The sequence below is a fragment of the Reyranella aquatilis genome (assembly GCF_020880995.1).
In the GTDB taxonomy this organism is placed as follows: Bacteria; Pseudomonadota; Alphaproteobacteria; order Reyranellales; family Reyranellaceae; genus Reyranella; species Reyranella aquatilis.
In genome coordinates, this window is the sequence record NZ_JAJISD010000014.1 from 68,913 (window position 1) to 81,003 (window position 12,091).

Annotated in this window: 8 protein-coding genes; 5 read left to right on the forward strand and 3 right to left on the reverse strand. The window is 66.8% G+C overall.

The window, feature by feature from the left end; translation table 11 throughout:
- Window positions 1-9: 9 nt before the first annotated feature.
- The 4 genes from LJ725_RS25545 to LJ725_RS25560 all read left to right on the forward strand — a co-directional run bounded on the left by LJ725_RS25545 (window position 10) and on the right by LJ725_RS25560 (window position 9,561).
- Complete coding sequence (locus LJ725_RS25545) at window positions 10-2,919, forward strand: DUF4114 domain-containing protein (protein WP_230553782.1); 2,910 nt, start codon at window positions 10-12, stop codon at window positions 2,917-2,919.
- Between the two features lie 123 nt (window positions 2,920-3,042).
- Window positions 3,043-5,976 carry a DUF4114 domain-containing protein gene (locus tag LJ725_RS25550; RefSeq protein ID WP_230553783.1) on the forward strand — a complete coding sequence of 978 codons (2,934 nt, stop codon included), beginning with the start codon at window positions 3,043-3,045 and terminating at the stop codon, window positions 5,974-5,976.
- Between the two features lie 206 nt (window positions 5,977-6,182).
- Window positions 6,183-9,107 (forward strand): DUF4114 domain-containing protein, encoded by a 2,925-nt coding sequence (locus LJ725_RS25555; protein ID WP_230553784.1) that lies wholly within the window; start codon window positions 6,183-6,185, stop codon window positions 9,105-9,107.
- A gap of 244 nt (window positions 9,108-9,351) precedes the next feature.
- A complete protein-coding gene (locus LJ725_RS25560; protein ID WP_230553785.1) occupies window positions 9,352-9,561 on the forward strand; it encodes a hypothetical protein in 210 nt (69 codons plus the stop codon).
- Here LJ725_RS25560 and LJ725_RS25565 read toward each other — a convergent pair.
- Both LJ725_RS25565 and LJ725_RS25570 read right to left on the reverse strand, forming a co-directional pair.
- On the reverse strand, window positions 9,558-9,746 hold the full coding sequence (locus tag LJ725_RS25565; protein ID WP_230553786.1) for a hypothetical protein: 189 nt from the start codon (window positions 9,744-9,746) through the stop codon (window positions 9,558-9,560). The genes LJ725_RS25560 and LJ725_RS25565 overlap by 4 nt on opposite strands.
- Before the next feature lie 81 nt (window positions 9,747-9,827).
- On the reverse strand, window positions 9,828-10,253 hold the full coding sequence (locus tag LJ725_RS25570; RefSeq protein WP_230553787.1) for a hypothetical protein: 426 nt from the start codon (window positions 10,251-10,253) through the stop codon (window positions 9,828-9,830).
- A 309-nt stretch (window positions 10,254-10,562) separates the two neighbouring features.
- Here LJ725_RS25570 and LJ725_RS25575 point away from each other — a divergent pair, with 309 nt between their 5' ends.
- Window positions 10,563-11,510, forward strand: coding sequence for an extracellular catalytic domain type 1 short-chain-length polyhydroxyalkanoate depolymerase (locus LJ725_RS25575; RefSeq protein WP_329958392.1), 948 nt, complete (start codon window positions 10,563-10,565; stop codon window positions 11,508-11,510).
- A 27-nt stretch (window positions 11,511-11,537) separates the two neighbouring features.
- Here the strand turns inward: LJ725_RS25575 and LJ725_RS25580 are convergent, their stop codons facing one another.
- Entirely contained in the window at window positions 11,538-12,089 is a 552-nt protein-coding gene (locus tag LJ725_RS25580) for a hypothetical protein (RefSeq protein ID WP_230553788.1), read from the reverse strand.
- Between the last annotated feature and the right edge of the window lie 2 nt (window positions 12,090-12,091).

Below are 12,091 nucleotides of genomic sequence, written 5' to 3' on the forward strand. Positions count from 1 at the left end.
CACCACGCCATGGAAAATGCGGTTGTCATCGACAAGTCGGACTTCATGTCGTTTGTCGGGTATCGGACCACGTCGGCCACGACGGCGGTCGAGGCCTTCGACATCACCAACGGAGGGCCGGCCACGACCTGCGGGATCAACGTGGCCATCATGCTTCATCGGGTGGAGGATCCGACCGCCATGCTGGCGGGCGATTGGGCCAGTCGGCAGAAGGCGTTGCAGGATCCGGACCTGTGGTCGAAGTACGGGGCGGATCACACGCATTACGACAAGGTGGTTCAGGACCTCACCGACGCCGGATTCACGCTGATCCCGAATGGGACCAGCAGCGCCAACAGCTACTACACATCGAGTTACGAAAATCGCACTATCTGGGTGCAACTGGACTCGCCTGCGCAATTCAACACCCTCTTCGGCTCCGGGCCAACCGATCAGGTGCTGCAGCAGGCCGGCACCGACGGCATGTGCTACTGGGACGTTGACCTCACCCTACCGTCGGACTGGAGGGTCGCCGGACTGTGGTTTGACCAACTGTATATCCCCGCGGCCAGCGACCTGACGACCGATCTGGCGGCGCCCCTGCAGAACGGGCCCCAGAGCCAGGGCAATTCAGGAAACCATGAGGATCTGTTGCCGTCCGACGTCGCCGTGCTCTACAACTTTCCGCTAGCCGGGCTCAATGTGCAAACCGGAACGATCGGATTGATGGAACCCGGCGTCGGCAGTTGGCTTTCCACGGCCGATGCCTACGGGTCGCAGTTTCAGTCGGACCTTGATTCCTATCTTCAACGCTTCGGCATTGCCGGGACTGGCCAGGTTTCGGTGCAGGGACTGTTGGGGCAGAATGCCAGTCCCAATACTCAACAACTTGCCGACCTGAACGACAGTTCCGGCGAGCGCACGCTCGACGTCGCGATTGCGGCATCGGTCAATCCAAACTCCAACATCCAGCTGTTCAACGGATCAGGGGCGGTCTACCCGAACGCAGGCGCCACGGTTTTCACCGCCGTGCAGGCCGCGATCTGGGGCGGCGTGAACGGGGTGCTGCCGGAGGTTACGTCGAGTTCCTTCGCTGACCCAGCGATCCCGCACCCCGACTCCCCCTATCATAAGGCCTATTGGGAGCTGTACATCGACGCGGCGCTCAAGAACCAGACGACCGTGTCTGCCGCGGGCGATGGCGGGTCCAGTGGGCTGGTCGACAACGGCCTGACCAACGTGCGCGACACGACGAAGGCGCAGGCCTACAACATCGTGGTCGGCGGCACTTCGTTGTCGGGCCAGCCGGTGGCCATGACCGACCAGACGCTGGACACATACACCGCGGGGGCCCTGGCAGGCGATCTAAGCACCCTTTGGCAACTCATCCGGGGTGGATTGACCATACTACCGGCCTCGGGTGGCGACCTCGACCGGTTCGTCGAGACTGTCTGGAACCAGTACACCGTTTCGAACGCGGACATGACCATCAGCGGCTATGCGAGCAACAGTTCCGGCGGCGGCGGCGTCGACGTCACTCAGCCAACCCCGTGGTACCAGACGGCGTACGGTCTCTCGCCGGTCACGTCGGACTCCGAGCAGGCAAGCGGACGCGGCGTGCCCGACGTTTCACTGAACGGCGGCGGCAACATGCACTACCTCGTGCCAAACGGGAACTTTTCCAGCATCGGCGGCGCCTGGGGAACGAGCGCGGCGGCACCGATGTGGGCCTCGCTGATCATCCAGTTCAACTACATCTTTCAGAATCAGGGGCTGCCCAATCTCGGCTTCATGAACGACCTGCTCTACGTCGCATCGGTGATCGCGCCCGGGTCGTTCAACGACGTCACTATTGGCAACAACAATTCGTCCTTCTATTACAATTCGGCCGACGGCACCTATACGGTCGATGGCTATCTCGTCACGCCGACGGACAAGGGATACAGTGCCGGCAACGGTTACGACTACGTCACGGGCCTCGGAACGCCCAACGGCGTCCTGCTCGCCCGCGCCCTGACCGGGATCGCCCATTCGCAGTACTATTTCGACACGACGCCCGACCTGATCGACGCCGGCGGGTCGGGCGACTGGACGAGCGGCGCGGCGCAGACGCTTCTGCTGCAGACCACGGCCGCCGCAAGTGCCACCGTCACCGTCGACACCGGCACGACCGCGACCGACGCCAGCAGCGGCGCGTCCGGCACCTACGCCTGGACCAGCCTGCTTGCGCAGCAGTCGCTGCAGAGCGACTTCGACGGCGACCTGCTGGCCTTGTTCGACGGCCAGAGCCAGGGGACGCTCACGCAGGCCATCGTCGCCAATGGCGACAGCGTCTCCGTCACCTTCAACGGCGCCGCGGCCGTCGCGGCGCAGGCCAATCTTAGTGCTTCGTTCGGCTTCGCCGACTTCTTCTCCGATGCCACCAACTCCGTCCGCCTGGCGCAGGCGGTCGCCGTCGCGGAAACCGCCGGCGGCGCCGACGACGTGAACGTCGTCGTGCGCATGCGCCAGGTCGCCGGCGCCGACCTCTCGCTGATGCTCTACAAGGTCGACGACTACAACGGCACGATCGGCGGCCTTGCCCCCGACCAGGCCGGTTACGCCACGGCCGCCGCGGGCCGGGCCTATGCGGTGATGGGGGGCGGCACGACGATCGCCGGACCGGGCGACGGCAATGCCGGACAGGCGCAGATCACCGGCGTCGATGCCGGCGACCTGATCGCCATGCAGCTCACCAACGTCACCAGCGGCGACACCTTCTGGGCCTTCAGCCAGGCCAACGAGATGGTCGGCGGCGAACACATCGCCCATCTCTGGAACTACGGCGCCAACACCTGGGGCTGGGAAGACCTCGCGGGCGGCGGCGACCGCGACTTCAACGACCTGATCGTCCAGCTCGACTTCACCAGCACCGCCGGCAGCGGACTGCTGGTGGCCTGACCGGCACGCTCGAGGCAGCGGTGCACAGGGAGGTCGCGGCAGTCCGGCGGGCTCCCACTTGGCGCGGCAAAGCCATCTTCGGCATGATCGCTCGCCTTCCGATTCTCCCGCGAAAGCCCCACCATGACGACGTACAATCCGATCGCCAACTCGACCTTCCTCGAATTCACTGGGTACGGCATCGTCGACCAGAACCAGACGGTCGAGCAGGCCTACGACATGACGGATGGTGCGCCCTTCCCCAATGGCAGCGCCTACGGCATCAACGTGGCGCTGGTTCTGGAGCGGGCGAACGATCCGACCGCGATGCTGGCCGGCGACTGGGGCAGCCGGCAGACCGCGTTGAAGGCGCTGGACACCGGCAACGCGCTCTGGACCACCTACGGCGCCGACGTCACGCAGTACAACAACTCCGTCGCCTTCATCGAGAACACGCTGGGACTGACGGTCCTCGATAGCAGCAACAGCAACTATGTCAGCTCGGCGGAATCACGGACGATCTGGGTGGAGATCAACACCCAGGCCGAATGGAAGGCGCTGTTCGGCTCCGGCAGCACGCTGATGTATTCGCCGACCGGCGGCCAGCAGGGCGAGGTCTGGTACTGGAACGGCTCGCTGTCCTTGCCCAGCGAGCTCACGGTCGACGGGCTGTGGCTCGACCAGGACACCGTGCCGGTACCGGACAACATGGCGCCGGGCGTCTCCGTGATCCTGCCCGAGGGCTGGCAGAGCATCGGCAACGCGGCCGACGTACCCAATACCAACCCGCAGGACTTTGGCGACCTTTACGACTTTCCCCTCGTCGGCGCGAACTACCAGACCGGCACGATCGGCCTGATCGAGCCGGGCGTCGGCACCTCCCTCACCGGCGACCAGAGCGGCAGCCAGTTCGAGACGCGCCTTACCGACTATCTGACCGACGTCGGCACCAGCGGCACCGGCAGCGTCTTCGTCCAGGGCATCGACGGCCAGAGCGGCACTTCCGGCGAGCGCTCGCTCGACGTCGGCATCGTCGCGGCCGTCAATCCCAACAGCGACCTCGCCCTCTACAACGGCTCGGGCGACACCACGGCCAACGGCAATGCCTCGGCCTCGGTCTTCACCGCGATCCAGAGCTCGATCTTCGGCACCGCGTCAAACCTCGCCAACACGCAGTCGGTGGGACCAGCGCCCGTCACCACCAGCTCCTGGAGCGACATCCAGTTCCTGGCACCCGACTCGCCCTTCTACCGGGCGTACATGCAGCTCTTCATCGACGCCGCGCTTATCAACCAGACGACGCTGATCGCCCTGGGCGACGGCGGCTCGGGCTTCGAAACCGGCGGCGGCCTCGCCACGCCACGCAACAACAACACCAGCCCCTACAACATCATGGTCGGCGGCTCGTCGCTGTCGACCCTCGGCACGGCGGCCCAGGATCCGACGCTGAACGGCACCGATGCCAGCTTCACCCCGATCTACAGTCTCGCGATGGCCGGTGACGCCGCAACGCTCTGGCAGCTCATGAGCGGCGGCCTCTCGCATCTGCCCAGCACGGCCGCACTCGGCGACTGGCTGGTCGAGACGGCATGGAACGAATACCAGACCACCGATCAGCAAACCTTCGTCGGCGGCAACGGACCCGACGGCAGCTCCTATCTGACGAACAACACCGGCGCCGGCGGCATGGACACGACCCAGGCCACGCCGGCCTACCAGGAGGACTACGGCCTCACCTCGGCGATCTACGCCGCACTCGGTCTCAACGGTCGTGCCCTCCCGGACGTGGTGGCGCCGGCCGGCGGCAACATGTTCTATTCCACGCCCGGTCCCAACATGGAGGCGCTGGTCGGCGAAGGCGGCACCAGTGCCGCGACGCCGTTCTGGGCCTCGCTGATCACGCAGATCAACTACGTGTTCAACGACCAGGGCCTGCCCAACCTCGGCTACATGACCGATCTCCTGTACCTCGCGTCGGTGATCGCGCCAGGCTCGTTCAACGACGTGACGATGGGCAACAACACGTCGAGCTTCTCGCTGGGCGGCGCCGACTACGGTGGCATCACCCCGACGGGATATGGATACGAAGCCGGTACGGGCTACGACCTCGCCTCGGGCCTCGGATCGCCCAACGGCCTGCTGCTGGCGCGGGCGCTCACCGAGATCGCGCATTCGCAGCTCTACTTCAGCGCGACGCCCGATGTGATCGATGCGAACGCCGGTGGCTGGACCAGCGGCACGGCGCAGACGCTGCTGCTGCAGACCACCGCGAGTGCGGACGCCACCGCCACCGTCACGGCCGGTGGCGATTCGATCGACGCCGGCAGTGCCGCGCACGCCGCCTATGCGTGGACCAGTCAGCTGGCGCAGCAGTCGCTGCAGAGCGACTTCGACGGCGACCTGCTCGCGCTGTTCGACGGCCAGACGCAGGGCTCGCTCACACAGGCGATCGTCGCGGGCGGCGAAAGCCTGTCGGTCACCTTCAACGGCGCCGCGGCCGTCGCGGCGCAGGCCAATCTTAGTGCTTCGTTCGGCTTCGCCGACTTCTTCTCCGATGCCACCAACTCCGTCCGCCTGGCGCAGGCGGTCGCCGTCGCGGAAACCGCCGGCGGCGCCGACGACGTGAACGTCGTCGTGCGCATGCGCCAGGTCGCGGGCGCCGACCTCTCGCTGATGCTCTACAAGGTCGACGACTACAACGGCACGATCAGCGGCCTCGCCCCCGACCAGGCCGGTTACGCAGCCGCGGCGGCGGGCCGGGCCTATGCCGTGCTGGGCGGCGGCACCACCATTGCGGGACCGGGCGACGGCAATGCCGGCCAGGCGCAGATCACCGGCGTCGATGCCGGCGACCTGATCGCCATGCAGCTCACAAACGTCACCAACGGCGACACCTTCTGGGCCTTCAGCCAGGCCAACGAGATGGTCGGCGGCGAGCATGTCGCCCATCTCTGGAACTACGGCGCCAACACCTGGGGCTGGGAAGACCTGCACGGCGGCGGCGACCGCGACTTCAACGACCTCGTCGTTCAGCTCGACTTCACCAGCACCGCCGGCAGCGGCCTGCTGGTGGCCTGACCGGCACGATCGAGGCAGGGCTCGGAGAACGAGGCACGCTCGTCCGCCTCATGGTCGACGCGGCGACGCGCTGGCGCCGAACCACACTCCATGTGCGACCAGCATCTCAAGTGTAGCCGATTCATCGCCGTCGATCTGCTTTGTCTTGGCACTGTAAATGCTGACTGGGCATTATCCGGTCAACCTGACCTGCCGCGAGTGCCGCCATGACGACGTACAATCCCATCGATAACTCGACGTTCCTGGAATACGCCGGCTACGGCATCGCCGACCAGAACCAGACGGTCGAGCAGGCTTATCAAATGACCGACGGCGGGGATTTCCCCAATGGCAGCTCCTACGGCATCAACGTGGCGCTGGTGCTGGAACGGGCGAACGATCCGACCGCGATGCTGGCCGGCGACTGGGGCAGCCGGCAGGCGGTGCTGCAGCCACTGATAAACACCAACTCGCTGTGGACGACCTACGGCGCCGACGCCACGCAGTACAACAACTCCGTCGCCTTCATCGAGAACACGCTGGGACTTACGGTCCTCGACAGCAGCAACAGCAACTACATCTCCTCCGCCGCCTCGCGCACCATCTGGGTCGAGATCAACACCCAGGCCGAATGGAAGGCGCTGTTCGGTCCCAATACGCCGTTGAAGTATTCGCCGACCGGCGGCCAGCAGGGCGAGGTCTGGTACTGGAACGGCTCGCTGTCGCTGCCGAGCGAGCTTACGGTCGCCGGCCTTTGGCTCGACCAGTCCACGGCACCCGCGGCAAGCGACATGGCACCGGGCGTCTCCGTCACGCTGCCAGAGGGGTGGCAGAGCATCGGGAATGGAGCAGACGTCCCGAGCACCCACCCGCAGCGGTTCGGCGAGCTCTACGACTTTCCCCTGAACGGCGCCGATTACCAGACCGGAACGATCGGCCTGATCGAGCCGGGCGTCGGCACCTCCCTCACCGGCGACGAGAGCGGCACTCAATTCGAGTCACGGCTGACCGCCTATCTGACCGCCGTCAGCACCAGCGGCACCGGAGCCGTCTTCGTGCGGGGCATCAATGGCCAGAGCAGCAACTCCGGCGAACGCTCGCTCGACGTGGGCATCGTCGCGGCCGTCAATCCCAACAGCAACCTCGCCCTCTACAACGGCTCGGGCGACAACGCGGTAAACGGCAACGCCCAGGCGGGCGTCTTCACCGCCATCCAGAGCTCGATCTTCGGCACGGCGTCCAATCTCGGCAACACGCAGTCCGTGGGACCGGCGCCTGTCACCACCGATTCGTGGGGAGACGGCCAATACCTCGCTCCTGACTCGCCATTCTACTACGCCTACATGCAGCTCTACGTCGATGCGGCGCTGATCAACCAGACGACGATGATCGCGCTGGGCGACGGCGGCTCGGGCTTCCAGACTGCCAACGGCCTCACCACCGTCGAGAACAACCAGACCAGTCCCTACAACATCCTCGTCGGCGGCTCGTCGCTCTCGACCCTCGGCACGGCGGCGCAGGATCCGACGCTGAACGGCACCGACGCCAACTTCACGCCGATCTACAATCTCGCCATGGCCGGCGATGCCGCGACGCTGTGGCGCCTGATGAGCGGCGGCCTCAACCATCTGCCGAGCACGGCCCTTTCGACCGATTGGCTGGTCGAGACAGTGTGGAACGAGTACGAGACCACGGACCACCAGACCTTCTTCAGCGGCTCGTCCTACGAAGTGAACAATTCCGGCTCCGGTGGCATGGACACGACCCAGGCCACGCCGGGCTACCAAATCGATTACGGCCTCACTTCGGCTATCTACACCGCCCTCGGCCTCAGCGGCCGCGGCACGCCTGACGTGGTGGCCCCTGCCGGCGGCAACATGTTCTACACGACGCCCGACGCGAACATGGAGAATCTGGTGGGCGAAGGCGGCACCAGCGCTGCGACGCCGTTCTGGGCAGGCCTGATCACGCAGATCAACTACGTGTTCAACGACCAGGGCCTGCCCAACCTCGGCTACATGACCGACCTGCTCTATCTCGCGTCGGTCATCGCGCCCGGCTCGTTCAACGACGTGACGCTGGGCAACAACACGTCCAGCTTCACGCTGGGCGGCGCCAACTACGGCGGCATCAACCCCACGGGCTACGGCTACGAGGCCTCCGCCGGCTACGATCTCGCCTCCGGCCTGGGCTCGCCCAACGGATTGCTGCTCGCCCGCTCCCTGACCGAGATCGCCCATTCGCAGGTCTATTTCAGCGCCACGCCAGACGTCGTCGATTCAGACGGATCGGGCGGCTGGACGAGCGGCGCCGCGCAGACGCTGCTGCTGCAGACCACGGCCACCGCAAGCGTGACCGCCACTGTCGATACTGGATCGAGCTCAACCGACGCCAGCAGCGCGGCGTCCGGCACCTACGCCTGGACCAGCCAGCTGGCGCAGCAGTCGCTGCAGAGCGACTTCGACGGCGACCTGCTGGCCTTGTTCGACGGTCAGGCACAGGGAGCGCTCGCGCAGGCCGTCGTCGCCAGCGGCGACAGCGTCTCCGTCACCTTCAACGGCAATACAACGGTCGCCGCGCAGGCCGGCATGAGCGCCTCGTTCGGCTTTGCCGACTTCTTCTCCGATGCCACCAACTCCGTCCGCCTCGCGCAGGCGGTCGCCGTCGCCGAGACCGCGGGTGGCCTCGACGACGTCAACGTCGTGGTGCGCATGCGCCAGGTCGCGGGCGCCGACCTCTCGCTGATGCTCTACAAGGTCGACGACTACAACGGCACGATCGGCGGCCTCGCCCCCGACCAGGCCGGTTACGCCGCAGCCGCCGCGGGCCGGGCCTATGCCGTGCTCGGCGGCGGCGGCACCACCATTGCGGGACCGGGCGACGGCAATGCCGGACAGGCGCAGATCACCGGCGTCGATGCCGGCGACCTGATCGCCATGCAGCTCACAAACGTCACCAACGGCGACACCTTCTGGGCCTTCAGCCAGGCCAACGAGATGGTCGGCGGCGAGCACATTGCCCATCTCTGGAACTACGGCGCCAATACCTGGGGCTGGGAAGACCTGCACGGCGGCGGCGACCGCGACTTCAACGACCTGATCGTCCAGCTCGACTTCACCAGCACCGCCGGCAGCGGTTTGCTCGTGGCGTAAACCTCGCGGCTCCGTTCGCGAGCACACCGTCACGGTCGGCGGGCTTCATCGACACGGCGCAGCACAGCGTGTAAGCAGGAGCACCATCGCCCACGTCCCTGGCTTGCGATGGCTGAGAGATGCATGTGCTCCCGCCTCCCGGAGGAGCACGCATGAACCATTGGTACGATCCACCCTTCCTGTTGCCGGTGATTCTCGCCGTGCTGATCGTCTCCTACGCCCTGCTGCGGACGCCGCCCGTCTAGTGAGCGAGCCAGATCTCACGCCGGAGGAGCTCGCCGGATTGCGGGCGATCGACGGCACCATGGGGCAACGACGTCCCTCGATCGACATCGAGATCCGCTTGCGCGCACTGGGCCTGATCGAACGCACCGGACTGTCGCGCATGCCCATCCGCACGCGGCGGGGCGACGATCTTGTGAAGAAACATACGCGCCCCCACGTCGTGGGTTAGGAGGGCGTACCGCCGCGACGAGGACAGTCGGCGCTGCGCTCGAGCGCATCGGCCTCGTCCTCCTGTTCGACCGCAAGCTCCAGCAGTCGCAGACGATCCGCCTCTGCCACGCCATTGGAGAGGCGCCGGGCGCGTTCCGCCATCGCCCTCTTGGCTTTCACCTGCATCGACGATTCATGGGACATGCACCCCTACGTGCCCCCTGTCGTCGCGTTCCTCGTCCGCAGGAAGACAGTGACGAATGGATTCGGTCCGGTCGCCGCAGGTCAGATCAGCGGCCCAAGGTTCTCGGCGAAGGCATTGAGCGCGACCATCGCCAGTGCCAGCGCCACGGCGGCCCAGAAGCGCCAGGTCAGGAAGATCCAGACGCCGAGCTTGGCCGGTGCCTCCGACGCCTGCTCGGGCAGCGTGTCGATCATGCGATGCGCGGTTCCTTGGGCGTCGCCCTCGGCCCAATGCGTATCCGGCAGCTTCGTGAAGGTGTCGGCCAGCGAACGCGCCGCGTCGCCGCGCGGCAGCCGCGCGAGGCGGGCCGCTTCCTGCCATGGATCTACGCCCACCCGCGACAGCGCCGTCAGGATGGTGATGTCCTCGCCACGGTTGCTGGCCTCGGGCGTCTCGGTGCCGACCACGGTGAAGAGAAAGGGCGTGTAGCGCGCACGGCTCAGGGAATAGTCGGGACGGACGGTCATGGGATTCCTTGGATTGCGAACACCAAGGAGCCGGGCGACGGCCCTCACCGGAGCATGCAACAGATCAGACGGATGGGAGCGCGATCGCGGTCCGCGCCCATCCTACATGGGGACGAGGGACGCTCACGGCCAGTTCTTTGTGCGCCCGCTGCCCGTTCATGCGCGGCGCGCGCGACGGGCCGATGCGCGAGAACACCCGGGAAGCCGATGGGAACTCCAGCGCCATCGGAACAGTTACCACCACGATGTCTGTTCGGGGACACGCCTTCTTCGAAGAGTTCTTTCCAAAAGCGTAAAGCGAGTACCCCGATGCTGTTCCCGCAGATGCTGTTTCCGTTCATCGACCTGTTTGCGGCTCCGCCGCGCGCACCCGCGATCGCCCTCGTCCCGCCCGCTCAGCAAGCCGCGCCATCGTTCGACTATCACACCGTGCGGAGCGCGGGCGGCGGCCGCCGGTTCAGGCTCTACGTCCCCGCCGGCCTTCGTGGCCAGCCGGTGCCGCTGATCGTCATGCTGCACGGCTGCTCGCAGTCGCCGGAGGATTTCGCGGCGGGCACGCGCATGAACGTGCTTGCCGAGGCGCACGGTTTCCTCGTCGCCTTTCCCGAGCAGCCCAAGTCGGCGAACCCCAACAAGTGCTGGAACTGGTTCAATGCCGGCGACCAGGGCCGGGACGCGGGCGAGCCGCAGATGATCGCCGACCTCACGCGACAAATCGTGTTCGATCATGCCGTCGACCCGGCGCGCATCTACGTGGCGGGCCTCTCGGCTGGCGGCGCGGCGGCGGCGATCATGGGCGCCACCTATCCCGATCTCTATGCCGCGGTCGGCATCCATTCCGGCCTGGCCTGCGGCGCCGCGCGCGACATCCCGGGCGCCTTCTCCGCCATGCGCAGCGGCGCGCCGGCCGCGCCCACGCTCGCGCACAACGAACGGATCGTTCCGACCATCGTCTTTCACGGCGACCGCGACAGGACGGTCAGCCCGGTCAACGGCGACCAGGCGAGCGAACAGGCGTCGGGCGGACCGGGCGGACGCACGGACGTCTCGCGCGGGCTCTCCGCGCAGGGCGTCGCCTACACACGCACCGTCCGCCACGACGCGCGCGATCACTCGATCGGCGAGTACTGGTTGCTGGAGGGGATGGGCCATGCCTGGTCGGGCGGCAGCGCAGACGGATCGTTCACCGATCCGAAGGGCCCCGATGCCAGCGCCGAGTTCGTGCGCTTCTTCCTGCGGCACCGCCTGCCGGCCTGAGCCGCGCGCGGCGGCGACGCCGAAGCATCACGGCGTCGAGGAAGCGGGCGGCGGCGACACGCGCTCGTAGGAATCGAAACTGTTGCCGGGCGTCAGCGCCAGGATCAGGAAATAGAAGGCGAGTCCCAGCCCGGCCCATATCAGCCAGAAGGTCAAACCGGTTTTCGCGGCCGGCGCTTTCGCCTCGACCGGCGGCTTCGCGACCGGAGCCGCCTTAACCGCACGGCCGGGCCGGGCGACGGCGAGCGAAGCGACGCGCGCCTCCTCGGTCTGCGGCACCGCCGCGACGACACCCGCCGGCAGCAGCGCGACCAATCGCGACGCGATCGCGCCTCCCGCTTCCGGCGATGCCGCGAAGGCACCGGCTGGCAGGCGCGCGATTGTATCAGCCAGCGCCTGCGCAGCGGCCTCGCGCGGCAGCGCCGCGAGACGCTCTGCCTCCTGCCACGGATCGATGCCGAGCCGCGACAGCGCGGACAGGACGGTGATCTCCGTCCCGCCCTCGCCCGGGCCCAGAGAGCCGAACAGGAAGTCGTTGTAGGCCGAATGGCCGAGCGAATATTCCGGACGCAGGGTCATGG

Bases quoted from the DNA above. Each gene is read 5' to 3' on its own strand.
- LJ725_RS25545 (WP_230553782.1), top strand. From the start codon at position 10: ATGGAAAATGCGGTTGTCATCGACAAGTCGGACTTCATGTCGTTTGTC.
- LJ725_RS25550 (WP_230553783.1), top strand. From the start codon at position 3,043: ATGACGACGTACAATCCGATCGCCAACTCGACCTTCCTCGAATTCACT.
- LJ725_RS25555 (WP_230553784.1), top strand. From the start codon at position 6,183: ATGACGACGTACAATCCCATCGATAACTCGACGTTCCTGGAATACGCC.
- LJ725_RS25565 (WP_230553786.1), bottom strand. From the start codon at position 9,746: ATGTCCCATGAATCGTCGATGCAGGTGAAAGCCAAGAGGGCGATGGCG.
- LJ725_RS25570 (WP_230553787.1), bottom strand. From the start codon at position 10,253: ATGACCGTCCGTCCCGACTATTCCCTGAGCCGTGCGCGCTACACGCCC.
- LJ725_RS25575 (WP_329958392.1), top strand. From the start codon at position 10,563: ATGCTGTTCCCGCAGATGCTGTTTCCGTTCATCGACCTGTTTGCGGCT.
- LJ725_RS25580 (WP_230553788.1), bottom strand. From the start codon at position 12,089: ATGACCCTGCGTCCGGAATATTCGCTCGGCCATTCGGCCTACAACGAC.